This is a genomic window from Burkholderia sp. SIMBA_062, from assembly GCF_046534765.1.
Lineage (GTDB): Bacteria > Pseudomonadota > Gammaproteobacteria > Burkholderiales > Burkholderiaceae > Burkholderia > Burkholderia ambifaria.
The window spans coordinates 62,532-80,131 of the sequence record NZ_JAWRYD010000012.1; the positions used below are offsets into that span (position 1 = coordinate 62,532).

Annotated in this window: 14 protein-coding genes and 1 pseudogene; 11 read left to right on the plus strand and 4 right to left on the minus strand. The window is 66.4% G+C overall.

Annotation, left to right across the window (positions count from 1 at the left end; translation table 11 throughout):
* Positions 1–20 precede the first annotated feature (20 nt).
* Positions 21–1,223: a benzoate/H(+) symporter BenE family transporter gene (locus SB786_RS15290; RefSeq protein ID WP_410728156.1), complete on the plus strand. Its 1,203-nt coding sequence runs from the start codon at positions 21–23 to the stop codon at positions 1,221–1,223.
* A 34-nt stretch (positions 1,224–1,257) separates the two neighbouring features.
* Here SB786_RS15290 and SB786_RS15295 read toward each other — a convergent pair whose 3' ends face one another.
* Positions 1,258–2,145, minus strand: a complete 888-nt coding sequence (locus tag SB786_RS15295; RefSeq protein WP_410728157.1) for an NAD(P)H-binding protein — start codon at positions 2,143–2,145, stop codon at positions 1,258–1,260.
* Between the two features lie 103 nt (positions 2,146–2,248).
* Here SB786_RS15295 and SB786_RS15300 point away from each other — a divergent pair.
* A pseudogene (locus SB786_RS15300) lies at positions 2,249–2,528 on the plus strand (DUF1016 N-terminal domain-containing protein); the annotation flags it as partial.
* A 47-nt stretch (positions 2,529–2,575) separates the two neighbouring features.
* On the opposite strand, the gene SB786_RS15305 reads toward SB786_RS15300, so the two are convergent.
* Complete coding sequence (locus SB786_RS15305; RefSeq protein ID WP_410728158.1) at positions 2,576–3,487, minus strand: helix-turn-helix domain-containing protein; 912 nt, start codon at positions 3,485–3,487, stop codon at positions 2,576–2,578.
* Positions 3,488–3,680: 193 nt separating this feature from the next.
* Between SB786_RS15305 and SB786_RS15310 the strand changes: the two genes are divergently transcribed.
* Positions 3,681–3,878 (plus strand): hypothetical protein, encoded by a 198-nt coding sequence (locus tag SB786_RS15310; RefSeq protein WP_410728159.1) that lies wholly within the window; start codon positions 3,681–3,683, stop codon positions 3,876–3,878.
* A gap of 38 nt (positions 3,879–3,916) precedes the next feature.
* Here SB786_RS15310 and SB786_RS15315 read toward each other — a convergent pair whose 3' ends face one another.
* Entirely contained in the window at positions 3,917–4,870 is a 954-nt protein-coding gene (locus SB786_RS15315) for a LysR family transcriptional regulator (protein WP_410728160.1), read from the minus strand.
* Positions 4,871–4,970: 100 nt separating this feature from the next.
* On the opposite strand from SB786_RS15315, the gene SB786_RS15320 reads away from it, so the two are divergent.
* From SB786_RS15320 to SB786_RS15330, 3 genes are all read left to right on the plus strand, one after another.
* The gene (locus SB786_RS15320; protein ID WP_410728161.1) at positions 4,971–6,329 is read left to right on the plus strand and encodes an NAD(P)/FAD-dependent oxidoreductase; all 1,359 of its coding nucleotides are present in this window, start codon (positions 4,971–4,973) and stop codon (positions 6,327–6,329) included.
* Positions 6,330–6,653: 324 nt separating this feature from the next.
* Positions 6,654–7,088 carry a phosphatase gene (locus tag SB786_RS15325; protein ID WP_410728162.1) on the plus strand — a complete coding sequence of 145 codons (435 nt, stop codon included), beginning with the start codon at positions 6,654–6,656 and terminating at the stop codon, positions 7,086–7,088.
* Between the two features lie 179 nt (positions 7,089–7,267).
* A complete protein-coding gene (locus tag SB786_RS15330; RefSeq protein ID WP_410728163.1) occupies positions 7,268–8,890 on the plus strand; it encodes a histidine-type phosphatase in 1,623 nt (540 codons plus the stop codon).
* Between the two features lie 4 nt (positions 8,891–8,894).
* Here SB786_RS15330 and SB786_RS15335 read toward each other — a convergent pair whose 3' ends face one another.
* The gene (locus SB786_RS15335) at positions 8,895–9,482 is read right to left on the minus strand and encodes a hypothetical protein (protein WP_410728164.1); all 588 of its coding nucleotides are present in this window, start codon (positions 9,480–9,482) and stop codon (positions 8,895–8,897) included.
* Between SB786_RS15335 and SB786_RS15340 the strand changes: the two genes are divergently transcribed.
* From SB786_RS15340 to SB786_RS15360, 5 genes are all read left to right on the plus strand, one after another.
* Entirely contained in the window at positions 9,483–9,794 is a 312-nt protein-coding gene (locus SB786_RS15340; RefSeq protein ID WP_410728165.1) for a hypothetical protein, read from the plus strand. It begins immediately after the preceding gene.
* Between the two features lie 453 nt (positions 9,795–10,247).
* On the plus strand, positions 10,248–11,888 hold the full coding sequence (locus tag SB786_RS15345) for an EAL domain-containing protein (RefSeq protein WP_410728166.1): 1,641 nt from the start codon (positions 10,248–10,250) through the stop codon (positions 11,886–11,888).
* 291 nt (positions 11,889–12,179) lie between these two features.
* A complete protein-coding gene (locus SB786_RS15350; RefSeq protein WP_410728167.1) occupies positions 12,180–13,772 on the plus strand; it encodes an ATP-binding protein in 1,593 nt (530 codons plus the stop codon).
* Positions 13,773–13,859: 87 nt separating this feature from the next.
* Positions 13,860–16,226 carry a DNA polymerase II gene (locus SB786_RS15355; RefSeq protein WP_410728168.1) on the plus strand — a complete coding sequence of 789 codons (2,367 nt, stop codon included), beginning with the start codon at positions 13,860–13,862 and terminating at the stop codon, positions 16,224–16,226.
* 168 nt (positions 16,227–16,394) lie between these two features.
* Complete coding sequence (locus SB786_RS15360) at positions 16,395–17,546, plus strand: J domain-containing protein (RefSeq protein WP_410728169.1); 1,152 nt, start codon at positions 16,395–16,397, stop codon at positions 17,544–17,546.
* Positions 17,547–17,600: the final 54 nt, after the last annotated feature.

Sequence of the window (17,600 nt, forward strand, 5' to 3'; positions counted from 1 at the left end):
CGCCGCCCTCCCCTACGACGATGCAACCGAACACCTCGCCCGGCGCGATCCGCTCGATCGGCAACGACTGGTCCGTCTCCGCGATCACCGCGGGCTTTCTCGCGGTGCTGATTTCCTATGCGGGCCCGCTCGCGATCTTCTTTCAGGCGTCGCAGGCCGCGCATGCGTCCAATGCGATGGTGACGTCGTGGGTCTGGGCGATCTCGATCGGCGCAGGCGTGTCGGGGGTGTTCGCGAGCTGGAAGCTGAAGGTGCCGGTCGTGACCGCGTGGTCGGCGCCCGGCACAGCGCTGCTCGTCGGGCTCTTTCCGCAACTGACGCTGAACCAGGCCGTCGGCGCGTACCTCACGGCCGCGCTGATCATCCTCGCGATCGGCATCACCGGGTATTTCGACCGGCTCGTGCGCCACATTCCGCGCGGCATCGCGTGCGGGATGATGGCCGGCATCCTGCTGCCGTTCGGCATGCACGCGTTCTCCGCCGCGACCGCGCAGCCGGTGCTCGGGTTCGGGATGATCGCGGCGTACGTGATCTTCAAGCGCCTGCTGCCGCGCTACAGCATCGTGCTGGTGCTGCTGACGGGCGCCGCGCTCGCGACGCTGCTCGGCATGACGCACCTCGGCAGCGTGTCGCCGAGCATCGCGCGGCCGATCTTCATCGCGCCCGAATGGACGCTCGGCACCACGCTCAGCCTCGCGCTGCCGCTCGTCGTCGTCAGTCTCACCGGCCAGTTCCTGCCGGGCATGACGATCCTGCGCGTGTCGGGCTATCACACGAGCGCCCGGCCGATCATCACCGCGACCGGCGTGATGTCGCTCGTCGTCGCATGCTTCGGCGGAATCACGATCGTCGTCGCGGCGATCACCGCGGCGCTCTGCACCGGCAAGGACGCGCACGAGGATCCGGACCGGCGCTATATCGCGGGCATTGCGAACGGCGTGTTCTACCTGATCGGCGGGCTGTTCGCGGGGACGATCGTCACGCTGTTCTTCGCGCTGCCGAAGGCCTTCGTCGCGATCCTTGCGGGGCTCGCGCTGATCGGCGCGATCGGCGCGAACGTGCACGGCATCTTCGAGGACGAGGATCATCGCGAAGCGTCGGTGATCACGTTCCTCGCGACTGCATCGGGGATGACGTGGCTCGGGCTCGGTTCCGCGTTCTGGGGGATCGTGATCGGGTCGGTGGCGTACGCTGTGTTGAGCAGGGTGCGGCGGCAAGCGTAATGCACATCGCGCGCCCTTTCGGCCGCCGCGTCGCTCATCGCGCGTGTTCGCGCACCAGCGCGGCCAGGCCGTCCGCCGGTGTCGTGGTGCCGTACACCCGCTCCGACACGCCGGCCTCGACATCGATCTGCCCCGCGTTGTGCACGTCGTACAGATCGACGATCAGTTGTGCGTGGCGTTCGCTGAGCCCCGCGCGCAACAGCGTCGCGGTCCACGCATCGCGCGGCAGTTCGCGCGCAACGATCTCCTGGTCGGCCGCCGCGCCGAGCCTGTCCGCGATGTCCCGCACACTCACGCGCCGCGGCCCTTCGACGCTGATAATGCGGGGCCCGTTGCCGCGCTGGGGCGCATCGAGCAGCAGCCGCGCCGCGACGACGCCAACGTCTGGCGCCCAGACCGTCGGGAACACCTTGTCGACCGGATGATGAAAGCTCGGCAGCACGCCGGTGGCGAGCGCGACGGGCAACACGCGGGTCCAGTTCTGCAGGTGTTCGGCCGAGCGCAGCAGCGTGAGCTGTGTCGGGACCGTTTTCAGCCGCTCCTCCAGATAATGAAACAGACGCGTGATGCCCGTATTGCCGTCGCGCTCCGCGCCGTAGTCCGACAGCGCGAGCAGCGCCGGCGGCGGATTCGCGGTGAGTGCGGCGGCCGCGACGTCGATCGTCCGCGTCATCGTCGCGGCCGGATCGGGGTCGGCGACCGGCACCGGGCACAGCATCTGCACGGCCTGCGCGCCGTCGATCGCGGCAGCGATCGCGCGCTCGTCCGTCAGTTCCGCGATCGCGATATCGCAGCCGAGCTGCGCGAAACGTTCACGATGGCGTGCGTCGCGCAGCACCGCGCGCACGGGATGGCCTGCGTTGCGCAAGGTCGTCACGGTCGACAGGCCGACGTTGCCGGATGCACCGAAGATCACGAACACGATCCACTCCTGGGGGATGAAGATGTGGTGATTGTCGGCACGCGCGATCGGGACGGCGCGCAGGGAAGGATGAATCGGACAGGAAAGGATGAGTGATTCAGCTAGTGCCCGACAACGAGCCGCACAGGCCATCAATCGCGAACTGGTACTGCTCTACTGGCAGATCGGCCGTCACATCCTGCAGCGGCAGGCAGAGCAAGGTTGGGGGCAAGTTATCGCGCGACGGGCGCACGACATCAAGACGGACTTTCCCGATATGAAGGGCTTCTCCCGCGCCAACCCGATGCACATACGCTCTTTCGCAGACGCCTAGCCGGACGCGGCAATTGTCCAACAGCCTGTTGGACAATTGCCCCGGGGGCCATAAACTGGTGTGGCTGGTCTAGCTAAAGCAGCCAGAACAATGCGTTGTCTACGCCCAACGGCTTCGTTATGCCTGACTTCCGTCGCCATCGTAAGCAAGCCGCAACCCACCCCGCGCCCCCGACCGCGCGATCTCCGTCGGCGTCGCGCCCAGCACGCGATTCATCCAGCTCGCCATGTGGCTCTGATGCGCGAAGCCGGCTTCGAGCGCGATCTGGCTGATGCCGAGCCGGCCTTCGAGCAACAACGCCTTCGCGCGCTCGACCCGGCGTCGCACCACGTACTGATGCACCGGCATCCCGAGCGTCTCGCGAAACAGCACCTTGAAATGCGGCACGCTGATCGACACGAGCGCCGCGAGTTCGGCGAGCGTCATACGGCGCTCGAGGTTGGCCTCGACATAGTCGATCACGCGCGCCGCCGCCTTCGGCGCGAGCGTACGCCGGTGCTCGCGGAACGCCGGCTGGCTATCGGCCAGCCGCGCGACGAGCGCCGTGCACAAACTCTCCGCATAGAGCGGGTCCGACGCGTCTTCCGCTTCGAGTTCGGCGGCCATCGCCCACGCGATGTGCTGCAGCCGCGGATCGCGCACCTGCAGCCGGCGGCGGATCTGCGCCTGCGACGGCTTCAGCTCGAGCTGGTCGAACGTGCGCCGCACGAACGTATCGCTGAACGCGATGTGCAGGATCCGGCAGTCGGCGCTGTCGGTCCATTCGCCCGGCAGGCCGGCGGGAATCACGTCGATGTCGCCATGCGCCTGGATGCGCGACACGCGTGCGCCGTCGCACACGCAATCCGCGCGCACGGGCGAGCCGATATGTACGCCGATGCGATGATGCTCGGCGGCCGGGATCCGGTACGTGCCCGCACGAATCTCCAGCAGCGACGCGCCGAAGCCGTGCCAGCCCAGCCCGCGGCTCGAGCGCAGGCTGACCGGCACGCCGTTGTCGGTCGGCGCGGCGAGAATCGGATCGCTCATGGTTCTTCTCCACCAGATCGTGGGTCGAACGCGCATTGTGACGCTTTTTCCGGCCGCTTGCAGGGCTTGCGCGGCCATTCCCGCGCCACGCGGAAAAATGATCATCCGTTCCTGCTCCGGTCCATCCTTGCGTGCGCGCCGACGAGCGCGGCACCGCTTACGATGGCCTCATCCGACACCTCCGGAGACCGTCATGCCCCATTACTGCCCGCAACGCGCGGCGTTCACCACCGCTTCACCGTCCCGTGGCGCTTGCCGTCCTGCCCGGCCCGCGCGCCGTTACGATCGGATCGCCGTCGCGTCGTGGTGCCTGCGCATGATCGGCTGGTACCGGTTCGAACGGCTGCTCGCATCGATTCCCGACAGCAACGACGACTTCGGGATCGTCTGACGGCCGACACGCTCGGCGCCACGCGCTGACTTCATCGCCTACTTGCGCCGCCGCTCGTGCGGCGCGACCGTCGCGCCGTCTATCACCGGCGCGCCCTGCTTGATCAGGAAATCGCGAAACAGCCCCGTCACCTGCGAGATTCGCCGGTCGGCGAGCGTGATCACGTACCACTCGCGCACGATCGGATTGCCCGGAAACGGCAGTTGCCCGAGCAGCCCGGTGCGCAGCTCGAGTGCACACGCGTGCAACGACAGGAACGCGATACCGAGCCCCGCTTCGGCCATCTGCTTGATCGCCTCGTTGCTCGACAGTTCGGAGCCCACATGAAAGCGGTAGCCGGACGTCTTGAACAGGCTCTCGACGGTCGAGCGCGTACCTGCGCCGCGCTCGCGCACGAGCAGATGCGCGGATTCGAGATCCTTCAGCGCGACGCGCTTGCGCTGCATCAGCGGATGGCCGGGCGCCGCGACGAACACCATCGGATGCTTCGCGAACTCGACCGCGTGCGTGCGCAGTTCCTTCGGCGCGCTGCCCATCACCGCGAGATCGATTTCATGCGTCGCGAGCATGCGGATGATGTCGTCGCGATTACCGACCTTGAAATACGTCTTCACGTGCGGGCGCGTCGCGGTGAACTTCACCAGCAGCGGCGGGATCAGGTACTCGGCCGTCGTGATCGCGCCGATCCGCAGCGTGCCGCCGAGATCGCCCGTCAGCGCGGCCACTTCGTCGCCGGCCTCGCTCCACAGATGCAGGATCTCGCGCGCGTAGCGCGACACGATTTCACCGGCCGCGGTGAGCTGCACGCCACGCCCCACCCGCTGCAGCAGCGCGGCGCCCACCGCCTGCTCGAGCAGGCGAACCTGCAGCGACACGGCCGGCTGCGTCAGGTTCAGCTCCTCGGCCGCGCGCGACACGCTGCCGAGCCGCGCAATCATGTCCAGCGCCTTCAGCTGCCGGAACGTCGCGGTCTTTCCTATAAGTGAATACATATGAGTCGCTTATAAACATTGAATTGTTCTAGTAGGTTCGAAACTATATCGTCGGTTCTTGAGCAATGTCATCCGAATCGTCATTAGCGGGAGCCACAACATGGACAACATCACGCCTACCCTTGCAACGGATCGCGCATCGCGCGTGCCGCGCATCGTGATCGTCGGCGGCGGCGCCGGCGGTCTGCAGCTCGCCACGCGCCTCGGCGACACGCTGGGCCGCCGCGGGCAAGCCGACGTCGTGCTCGTCGACCGCTATCCGACGCACTTCTGGAAGCCGCTGCTGCACGAAGCCGCCTCCGGCCATCGCGATCCGGCCTCGCACACGATCGAATACGCGGCGCAGGCGAAGCGCCACGGCTTTCGCTTCGTGCAGGGCGCGCTGCACCGGGTCGACCGCGCGGCACGCACGGCGACGATCGCCGCGGTGCAGGACACTGACGGCACGGAGATCCTGCCGCAGCGCGAGCTCGGCTACGACGATCTCGTGCTGGCCGTCGGCAGCGTAACGAACTTCTTCAACGTGCCGGGCGCCGCGCGCCACGCGCTGCCACTCGAAAATCTCGACCAGGCCGAGGATTTCCGCCGCAAGTTCCTCGCCGCCTGCACGAAGGCGAACCATCTGGCCGAGCAGCAGCCGGCGCGGCCCGCGGCACCGATCTGCATCAACGTGATCGGCGCGGGCGCGACGGGCGTCGAACTGGCCGCGGCGCTGCGCCACGCGATCCAGCAACTGACGACATATCGCTTCAAGGCGCTGGTGTCCGCACGCGACGTGCACATCCGTCTGATCGAAGGCGGCCCGCGCATCCTGCCGGCGCTCGACGAACGGCTGTCGGCCAGGATGCACGCGCAATTGCGCACGCTGAACGTCGATGTGCTGACCGATACGCGCGTCGCGGAAGTCGGCGCGGATGCAGTCACCACCGCGACCGGCGAGCGGCTCGCGAGCGACATCACGATCTGGGCGGCCGGCGTCGCGGGTCCCGCGATCCTGCGGGAACTCGGCGACATCGCGCTCCACCGGTCGAACCAGGTGATCGTGACCGCTACGCTGCAGACGCCCGACGATCCGCACGTGTATGCGTTCGGTGACTGCGCCGCGTGCCCGTCGGCCGATGCGAGCGGTTTCCTGCCGCCGCGCGCGCAGGTCGCGCACCAGCAGGCCGTGTACCTGGGCGAAGCGCTCGCGCGGCGCCTCGTCGGCAAGCCGGTGGCGCGCTTCACGTTCCGCGACGCGGGCACCGTCGTGTCGCTCGGCCGCGCCGGCGCCGCGTATCAGGCCGACCTCGGCGTGCGTTCGCGCTCGCTGATCGTCGACGGGCTCGCCGCGATCGGGCTGTACAAGTTCCTGTACCGCAAGCACCTGTTCAGCGTGTACGGACCGAAGCGCGCGCTGTTCCAGTCGCTGAGCCACTGGCTGCAAAGCCGCAACCAGCCGTCGATCAAGCTGCACTGATCAGCGGGTTCGCACGCGGCATCGCAAGGCGGCGTATCGGGCGCACCTCGCCCGATACGCCGTTTTTTCTCATGCACACCCCGGTGCATTCATCGCGCGCACACCTTTGGTGCATCACGTTCAAGACCATCGATACGATGCAAATCATGCGGAACCCATCGCATCGCGCGCCTTCCGCGCGGGCTATGGCTTGCCACCCGATTCATTAGCCAAATCGTATGAGTCGGACATAAATATTGATTGGTCGCCTATTCCGGATCGACGCTATGGTGTGTGGCATTCCCGTCCGCGAACGGATCGTCACGTCTCAGGAGAGGAATCACCGTGGTCATCGAAGCCATCGTCACCCGTCTCGACGCCGCATTCGCGCAGATCGAAGCGACACCGGATTCGCACGAATCGCGCAACCAGCGCGATGCGATCATCCAGTGGCTCGACAGCGCATCGGAGCATGGATACCGGCTCGGTCTCGTCACGACGCTGCCGGCCGCCCGGCTCAGCGACATGTTCGAAGGCCAGTTCGGCCGTGCGAACCCCGATCGCTTCTCGGTCGTCGTGACCGACGCCAATCAGCAGGAATCCGTATCAAATCAGCATCCGTTCGACGTCGCGCTGCAGGCGCTGGGTGTGCCGCCCGAGCGCGCGGTGGGGGTCGCGAGCAGCGAACCGGAACGCCGCGAAGCCGAGACGTTCGGCCTGTCGCGTTGCGTGCGCATCACCGACACGGTGCGATCGATCGCATTGGCGGGCGTGCACTGACCTGAGCACCTGCACACGGGCCGGCTCGCGCCGGCCGGCGGCGATCCGGCGCGATGCCGACGAGTGCCCGACCAAACCCTGACATTCTGCTGTCAAAGTGGCTTGCAACACTCCGGGTTCGACCAATCCCGCCCGGAGACGGAACGACGCGCTTCCCGCCTCGCCCGTTTCAAGCCACGATGACACGCCCGACCCGCACCGCCTCCGCCATCGCCCTCCTCTGCGTGCTGCTCGCCGCTTGCGGCGGAGAGACGTCGACCACGCCCGCCACGTCGGCGGACAACAGCGGCACCCAGCCGGCGCCGCAACCTCCGCAACCAAAACCGACGCCCGCCCCCGCGACGTACTACCAGACGAAGACGCCGTATCGTCCGCAGCAGGACGCGGCGACCTATGAAGCGCCGCCGGCCGGCTTCGCGCCGGTCTACACCGAGCTCGTCGCACGGCATGGCTCGCGCGGGCTGTCAGGCTTCAAGTACGACGGCGCGATCTATTCGATGTTGATCAAGGCCGAGGCCGACGGCGCGCTGACCGCGCTCGGCGCGCAGCTGAAGGCCGACACGTACGCGATGATGAAGGCCAACGCCCTGCTCGGCTACGGCGTGCAGGGAATTTCAACGCCCGGCTACGGCAATCTCACGCAAACCGGCATCCGCGAACACCAGCAACTCGCCGCGCGGCTCGCGCAGCGGCTGCCGGCGCTGTTCGCGTCGGGCGGCCGGCAGATCGTCGTCGTCAATTCGGGGCAGGACCGCGCGGTCGACAGTTCGACGTACTTCTCGGCTGCGCTCGTCGCCGCGCAGCCGTCACTCGCCGCCGCGATCACGCTGCCGGCCGCGCCATCCGGCTATCCCGCGAGCGCGCCGGTCGCGCAACCCGCCGGCACCAATCGCTTCCTGCTGTATTTCCATTCGCTGAAGCCGGCCACCGATCTCGTGACCGATACGTCCGATCCGTATTACGCGACCTATCAGGCGAGCCAGGCATACCAGGCCTATTCGAGCGATGCGACGGTCGCCGACAAGCTGAAGACGATCAAGGCGGCGCCGCAGGTCGCGGACGTCGCGCAGGCGGTGCTGGCCGCGCTGGTGTCGCAGGCCTTCATCGCGAAGCTCGGCACCGACGGCTACACGTTCGCGAACACCGGAACCTATACGTTCACGTCGTCGGACGGCAAATTCACCAACACGCTGAAGGGCGACGGCAAGACGAAGATCGCGTCGGCCGTCGATGCGGTGAACGTGCTGTACAACATGCTGCAGGTCGCACCCGCGATGACGGCCGAAACGGGCGGCGTCACGATGGAGAAATACCTCGGCGCGGAGCAGGCGCAGACGCTCGCATACCTGCAGGACGCGGAGGACTATTACCAGAAGGGGCCCGGCATCCAGGAAGCGAACCCGGTCACGTACCGGATGGCGAAGGTGCTGCAGGACGACTTCTTCAACGAGGTCGACGCGATCGCCCGCGGCGACCTGACGCGCGCCGCGAAACTGCGCTTCACGCATGCGGAAATCGTGATTCCGTTCGCGTCGATCATGAACCTGAAGAACGTGTTCGTGCCGACGCCGCAGGCGCAGACCTACACGTATGCGAACAATCCGTGGCGCGGCGACCAGGTGTCGCCGATGGCCGCGAACATGCAATGGGACGTGTATCGCAACGGCTCGCGGGTCATCGTGAAGATGCTGTACAACGAGCGCGAGACGGATTTCCAGGCTGCTTGCGATGGCGCGAAGATCGCGCCGGCGAGTCATTTCTATGACTACGCAGGGTTGAAGCGCTGTTACGGGTATCTGTAACGCGTCAACGCTGGATCATTGCGCTCGTGTGTGCGCCCGGTGCGGCCTTCGGTTTCGCGGCGGCGTGCACCTTCGGATCGGCGCTGGCCGCATGTTGAACCTTGCGGGACTTCGCGGGCGCCGCGTGTGTCTTCGACGCCGGCTTCGCGTCGACATGCGCCGCGGCCGGCGCCTTCGACGGCGAACGAACGGCTTGCTGCGCCGGCTTCACGGCCGTCGCACTGCTCGTCGCGACGGGCGGATGCTTGACGCGCTGCTGAGCGTACGCGTTGACGTCGTGGTCGTTCATCCACGATTCCGTATAGGCAGCCGCCGCGGGCTGCGACAGATTGAGACAGGCGATCGATGCCACGAGAAAGGCACGAAGTTGCGTGCGACGATTGAATGCGGTAATGACGAATGCTCCTTGCGATCTGGCTTGACGCGCCGTGTCGAACTTGCGGGCGCCGTCGTGGCGGCACGATAAATGAGCGCATTCCACATCGCAAGTATCCGACCGGTGATCCAAACGATTCTTGACGTTTGGCCGGCCGCCGGCGATCTCGAACTCCGGTTCGCCGACCGTGTCGAACGTGCATCGCCGGAGAATCACATGAAACGCGCCGCCCCTTTCGCCATCCTGATCGTGCTTGCCGCCGCCAGCTTGCCGGCCCTCGCCGGCAGTACCGCATCGCCGGTTCCGCAGCAAGCGAGCAACTGCGTACCGTCCTCCTACTCCAACTCCACCTCTGCCGGCACGGCGCCCGGCTCCCGCGCCACGTCGAAGGCCCCGCCGATTCGCGTGTGCGTCAGCGATTCCGACACGCAACTGAACCTGCCGTGGTTCCTGACCGACATCCTCACCGCCGTGGACACGCGCCAATCGCCGCGCGACCTGTTCCACAAGATGCGCAACGATTTCTGAGGCGCGGCCCGCCCGACGGCGTGCGCGCCATCCTCGGGTATTCCCCGACCCGGAAAGAAGAGCCCCGCATCACGCGGGTTGAATGATGTTGACAGCGAATTGCCGAGAGATCGCGGGGCGCCGCGGCGCGCGAATATTTCCCGTTGAGAGTCAATCACAAAATCGCACCATTTGTTGACTAACAATATTTCGCAATCGTACGTCGCGTCATATACTTGCCGCGCACCATCCTCGTGCCAAGAGACGGTGTTCTTCTGTCCCGGCCGCACACCGATGCGGTCGGGTTTTTTTTGGTGCGCGACGTCAACATATATACATAATGTACGGATGTTATAGCGACGCGCGTCGAGTTCAGTGACTCCGTCGCGATGCCGTGGCTTGCGCACCGCAAGCGTAGAATCGATTTGCGTCCAGATATCGGCGCGAGCCCCGTTGCCCGGCCAGGCACGGCGAATGCTCCGCGCCAATCCATCGACCGGTTCGACCTGCATTGCCATGCATACAACAACAAGCGCGATCGGAGAAGCACCCCCGCCGGGCTCAAAACCCGCATTCCAGCGCAGCGGTGCGTGGCCGCATATCGTCTTCTCGGTTGCGTTGATCATCTGCATCCTCGTGCTGGCGATGGCGCTCGTCGTGGCCGAACGCCTCGCACGCGAATCGGTAGCCGAGCACGAACGCGTCGTCGCGAACGACATCGTGATCTCGGTCGACCGTATCCTCGACGGCGTGCGCTCGCGCCACCCGGCCGAATTGACGGCGCTGGTCGGGCGGCCATGCGTGACGGTCTTCCGGACCCTCGCCGAAGTAGGCACTCACCTGCGCTATCTGCGCGCCGTCGCGCTGGCCAACGATGGCCGCGTCACCTGCTCATCGGCGCTGGGCTCGATCGACGTCTCGCTCGACGCGTATGTGCACGCCCCGCCACCGGGGATGACGGCCATCACGCTGCTTCGGCAGACCCCGTTCCAGCATCGCGTCCCCGTGCTGGCGGTGTTTCGTGCGACCGCGCCCGAATCGGGCGTGCTTTATCTGATCGAAGGCGACTATGTGGCCGACATGCTCTCGCACGGCGCCCGCTTCGGCGCGGAAACCGCGATGCTGTCGGTCAACGGCGCGGGCGGTCTCGATCAGCATGGCGCGTTCGTGCCGGCGTTCCACGCGGCCCCGTCGGCCGGCAGCAAGATCGCGTCGAGCGCGTGGCCGTTCACGGTTTCCGTCACGTCGTCGGAACGCTACGTTCGGCAGGTGCAACGGCACTATCGGCTGATCTGCGTGACGATCGCGTTGCTGGTGAACGGCCTCGTCGCGGCCGCTTACCTGCTCGCGATGGCGCCGCGCCGGCTTTTGCTGAAGGCCGTTCGCAATGCGCTGAAGCGCAACGAGTTTCACGTGGTGTACCAGCCGATCGTCGACGTCGAAACGCGCAGGACAGTCGGCGTCGAGGCGCTGCTGCGCTGGCACCATCCGAAATGGGGGCTGATCAGCCCGGCCGTGTTCGTCCCGCAGGTCGAATCGACCGCGATCCTGCCGAAGGTGACCGAATTCGTGCTGCGCACGGCCGTGTCGGAACTGATCACGCTCGCGCCGGCGATGCCGCTGCGCATCGCGATCAACGTCGCGCCGAAGGATCTCGAACGTCCGCGCTTCGTGTCCGTCGTCGAAGAGGCGATCCGCAGGCTTCCGCCGGGGTTCACGCTGGTGCTCGAAGTGACCGAGCGCATCCTGCTCGAAAAGAATGCGCGCACCACCGCGATGTTTGCCGCGCTGCGTGCGACGGGCGCGAGATTCGCGATCGACGACTTCGGCACGCATCACAGCAACCTCGACATGCTGTCGCGCTTTCCGTTCGACTACGTGAAGATCGATCGCCAGTTCATCTCGCAGCTGACGACCGGCAATGCCAGGCTGATCGAAGGCATCGCGGCCGTCGCGCATCACTACGAGCTGAAGATCATCGCCGAGGGCGTCGAGACGGAGGAGCAGCATCGCGCGCTGCATGCGGTCGGGATTCAGTACGCGCAGGGCTACCTGTATCAGCGGCCGCAGCGGCCGACAGACCTGAAGCGGGATTTCGCGCCGATGCCGGCTTAGGTGTCGGCTTAGGTGTCGGCTTAGGTGTCGGCTTAGGTGTCGGCTTGGGTATCGGCTTGGGTGTCGGCTTGGGTGTCGGCTTGGGTGTCGGCTTGGGTGTCGGCTTGGGTGTCGGCTTGGGTGTCGGCTTGGGTGTCGCCCGGCGCGGCGCGGGCGGGTCCGGGCACTTTGATCCGGGGCCGTTTCACGGCTATGCTCTCTGCGATGCTGACCGCCGCGCGACCGGGTATGAATTCATGGCGCCGTCATGGAATTCGCAGCGAGATCGACAGTTAAACGAGTTTTCCGATCATGACGCCAGACCAGCCGCAGCCCATCCCTTCGGACCACCCGCCGGCCCAGCACGAACAGCCGCTGCTCGACCGCTATGCGGAGTTCCGCTTTCAGACGGTCGTCGCGTCGATCACCGACTACGCGGTATTCATGCTCGACCCGCACGGCAACATCGCGACGTGGAACGCGGGCGCGGAGCGCATCAAGGGTTACCGGACGGTCGAAATCGTCGGCAGCCATTTCTCGCGCTTCTATCCGGCCGAAGCGATCGCGGCCGGCCGCCCGGCGCATGCGCTCGACGCCGCCGCCGCGTACGGTCACTTCCAGGACGAAAACTGGCGCGTGCGCAAGGACGGTTCGCGGTTCTGGGCCAGCGTGACGATCACGGCCGTACGCGACGAGTCGCATCAGTTGCGCGGCTTCATCAAGATCACGCGCGACATGACCGAACGCAAGCGCGTGGAAGAACTCGAAGCGGCCACGCGGCGGCTGGACGTCTTCATCGCGACGCTCGCGCACGAGCTGCGCAACCAGCTCGCGCCGCTGCGGCATACGATCGGCATCCTGCAAAGCCTGCCGTCGTCGGAATTGGGCCCGGCGCTCACGCAATGCAAGGACATCGCGGATCGCCAGATCGAACAGCTCGTCAGGCTCGTCGACGATCTGCTCGACATCGGACGCATCAAGTCCGACAAGGTGGAACTCAAGAAAGCACCGCTGAACGTGCGCGATATCGTGTACCGGAGCGTGCAGGGCATTCAGCCGAAGGTCGACGCACGCGGGCAGCAGATTATCGTGCGGCTGCCGCCCGCGCCCGTGATCGTTCACGGCGACGATGTCCGGCTCGTCCAGGTGCTGTACAACCTGCTCGACAATGCGTCGAAGTATTCGCCGGACGGCGAGCGCATCGAAATCCACGTGCGCACCGAGCAGCACGTGGTTGCGATCGAGGTCGTCGATTACGGGATCGGCATTGTGCCCGGCGCGCAGGAATCGATCTTCGACCCGTTCGAGCAGGAGAATGCCGCGGAGCGCCACGCACCCGGCGGGCTCGGGCTTGGGCTCGCGATCAGCAAGAAATTCGTCGACCTGCACGGCGGCAGCATCACGGCCGACAGCGCCGGGATCGGCGCCGGGTCGTCGTTTACCGTCCGACTGCCGGTGGCGGAATCGAATCGTGCGGTCGAGCACGTGCATAAAACGCCGGCGCCATCGCCCACGCATTCGCTGCGCATCCTGATCGTCGACGACAACCGCGAATCGGCCGACACGCTCGCCATCCTGATGCAGATCAAGGGCCACACGTCCCGCGTCGCATACCACGCGCGCGACGCGCTGCCGCTCGCGCGCGAATTCGCGCCGCATTTGATGCTGATCGACCTCAGCATGCCGGACGTCAGCGGGTTCGAGCTGCTCCAGGCGTTGCGGTCGAGCGGCGCCGCACCCGATTCGTACTATGTCGCGCTGTCCGGACATGTGCGGTCGTCGGACCGCCAGGACACCACGGACGCAGGCTTCCACGATCATTTCGCGAAGCCGATTCCGATCGACGCACTGGACAGCCTGCTCGTGCGCGTGGAGGACGATGCGCGGCGCCGCGGCAGGCTGTGACGATGGGCGCGGCCGCCGCGGAGCGACGCGCGGGAGCCGCGAGAGGCGCTAAAATCCGCCGCCTGGGCATTCACACGAGCGAGTGTTTTGACGGAGTTCGAACAGGGTTTCATCCTCACCCGCCACTGGCGGGACATCGCGTCCGGCATCGAGATCGAGTTCTGGCTGGCAACCGAACACGGCCCGCGCCGCGTGCGGTTGCGCCCGCAGGAAGCGGTCGCGTTCGTGCCGGCCGAGCAGCAGGCGCTCGCCGAACGCGCGCTGGCCGGCGAACGCGATGCCGAACTGCGCCCGCTCGCGCTGCGCGACTTCCGCCAGCGCGCCGTCGCGGGCCTCTATTGCCGCCGCTACCGCAATCTGTCCGGCCTTCAGAAACGCCTCGCCGCGGCCGGCGTCGACGTCTACGAAGCCGACATCCAGCCGCCCGACCGCTACACGATGGAGCGCTTCATCACGGCGCCCGTGCTGTTTCGCGGCACGGCCGGCCGCGACGGCACGCTGACCGACGGCGAACTGAAACCCGCGACCGGCTATCGCCCGACGCTGCGCTGCGTGTCGCTCGACATCGAGACGAGCGTCCACGGCGAGCTGTATTCGATCGCGCTCGAAGGCTGCGGGCAGCGGCAGGTCTACATGCTCGGCCCGCCCAACGGTGACGCGCCGGCCGTCGACTTCCGCCTCGATTACTGCGACAGCCGTGCCGAGATGCTCACGCGGCTCAACGACTGGTTCGGCGCGCACGATCCCGATGCTGTGATCGGCTGGAACCTCGTGCAGTTCGACCTGCGCATCCTGCATGCGCACGCGGAGCAATACGGCGTGCCGCTGAAGCTCGGGCGCGGCGGCAGCGTGCTCGAGTGGCGCGCGCATGGGCAACAGCCCGACCACTTCTTCGCGGGGGCGGCCGGCCGCCTGATCCTCGACGGCATCGACATGCTGAAATCGGCGACGTGGTCGTTCCCGTCGTTCAGCCTCGAATACGTGTCGCAGTCGCTGCTCGGCGAAGGCAAGGCTGTCGACAATCCGTATCAGCGGATGGACGAGATCCAGCGCCGCTTCGATCACGACAAGCCCGCGCTCGCGCACTACAACCTGAAGGACTGCGAACTCGTCACGCGCATCTTCGAGAAGGCCGACCTGCTGTCCTTCGCGCTCGAACGCGCGAGCGTCACGGGCCTCGCGGCCGATCGCACCGGCGGCTCGGTCGCCGCGTTCACGAACCTGTACCTGCCGCGCATGCACCGGCTCGGCTACGTCGCGCCGAACCTCGGCGACGTGACCGGGCAGAACAGCCCCGGCGGCTTCGTGATGGATTCGCGGCCCGGGCTGTACGATTCGGTGCTCGTGTTCGACTACAAGAGCCTCTATCCGTCGATCATCCGCACGTTCCTGATCGATCCGGCCGGGCTGATCGAAGGGCTCGCGCACCCGAGCGACGACGCGTCGGTGCCGGGCTTTCTCGGCGCGCGCTTCTCGCGTACCGCGCATTGCCTGCCCGACATCGTGCGGCGCGTGTCCGAAGGCCGCGACGAAGCGAAACGCCAGCGCAACGCGCCGCTGTCGCAGGCGCTGAAGATCATCATGAATTCGTTCTACGGCGTGCTCGGCTCGACGGGCTGCCGGTTCTTCGATCCGCGCCTCGCATCGTCGATCACGATGCGCGGCCACGAGATCATGCACCGCACACGCGAGCTGATCGAGGCCCAGGGTTACGAAGTCATCTACGGCGACACCGATTCGACTTTCGTGTGGCTCGGGCGCGAGCACGACGACGATGCGGCCGCCGCCAAGGGCCGCGCGCTCGTCGAGCAGGTGAACCGCTGGTGGCAAGCGCACCTGCGCGATCGCTTCGGGCTGGAAAGCGCGCTCGAACTGCAATACGAGCGGCATTACCGCCGCTTCCTGATGCCGACGGTGCGCGGCGCGGAGGAAGGCAGCAAGAAGCGTTATGCGGGCCTCGCGGTCGCGGCGAATGGCGACGAGGACCTCGTGTTCAAGGGGCTCGAAACGGTGCGCACCGACTGGACGCCGCTCGCGCAGGTATTCCAGCGCGAGCTTTACCGGCGCGTGTTCAAGCGCGAGCCGTACCAGGACTTCATTCGCGACTATGTACGCCGCACGCTCGCCGGCGAATACGACGCACAACTGATCTATCGCAAGCGCGTGCGCCGGCCGTTGAGCGAATATCAGCGCAACGTGCCGCCGCATGTGCGCGCCGCGCGGATCGCCGACGAATTCAATCTCGCGCGCGGCCGGCCACTGCAGTACCAGCGCGGCGGCTGGATCAGCTACGTGATGACGACGGCCGGGCCGGAGCCGCTCGAGACGATGCGCTCGCCGATCGACTACGCGTTCTATCTGAGCCGGCAGTTGCAACCGGTCGCTGATGCAATCCTGCCGTTTCTGCGCGACGATTTCGAACGCGTGATTTCGGGGCAGGGGCAGTTGTTCTGAGATCGACGGCGGGGCGATACCGCGCCGTCCTTGCGCCGCATGCGCGCCGCTGTCTGCCTCCGCCTTCCGCACCGTCTGTAAGCGGAGCACCGAACGCCGGCGGCACCCCGCCCATCCGGCTAAAATACCGCCCTGCCGCGCGTCCCGCCGCGGCCGGAGGATACTCACATGACCGCACGTCGCGGTGCCGCGGTCGCCATCGCGCCCGGTCACGAGACAGCCAGCCTGTCGAAAGCCCAGAAAACGTTCAATACGCTCGTCAAGCACATCGAAAGGCGGCGCGAGCGGCTCGGCGCGTGGGAGGCCGTGATGCCGGCGTTCCAGAAGAAGTTCGTCGACGCGCTGTTGCCGCTCGAACAGGAATCGACGGCGCTGCGGATCAAACTGCTCCACCTGCTCGACGACGCGTTCCTGCAGAAGGGCTTGAGCAAGGCCGAGCAACGCACGCTGTCCGACCTGATCGCCGACATGGCGCGCGATCTCATGCAGGTCAGCGACGATGCGACGCTGAAGGTCATTTACAACCGGCATGTCGGATCCGCGAACGTCGGCAACGCGACGGCCGCGCCCGATCCCGAGCCGACGGAACCGGAACCGGAACCGGAACGGGAACGGGAACCCGAACCGCAATCGCAACCGCCCGAGGATCTCGACTCACTGTCCCCCGACGAACTCGCGGAGCGGGTGCAAGCCGAACTCGACGCACAGTTCGAGCGCGACATGGCCGCTCACGCCGCCCGCGAGGCCCAGCGTGCGAAGCGCAAGAAAGCGCCGAAGCAATCGGCCGCGCAGGCCAGGATCGAAGCCGAGCAGGCTGAATCGAGCAAGTCGATCCGCGAGATCTATCGCAAGCTCGCCAGCGCGCTGCATCCCGATCGCGAAACCGATCCGCGCGAGCAGGAACGCAAGACCGTGCTGATGCAGCGGGTCAACCACGCTTATGCGAAGGGCAATCTGCTGCAGTTGCTGGAACTGCAGCTGGAGATCGAACAGATCGACCGGCGTGCGATCGACGGGCTCAGCGAAGCGCGGCTCACGCGCTACAACGGCATTCTGGAGGAACAACTCCGTGAGCTCGACCAGGAGATCCAGCACGTCGAGAACGATTTCCGGCGCACGTACGGCATCGCGCCGTCCACCAAGGTCGCGCCCGATACCGTCCTGCGCATGCTCACGCGTGATATTGCCGGCATGCAGCGCGGCAATCACGACCTGAACGCGGCGCTGCGCGAATTCGACGATCCGGGCAAGGTCAAGGAATGGCTGAAGGACATGAAGCGCCGGCCGGCATCGTCACGCTTCGACGACAATCCGTACTAGGTCCAGTCGCCCACCCCGCAGGACGTCGGGCGCGTATCCGGTCTGACGCGACAG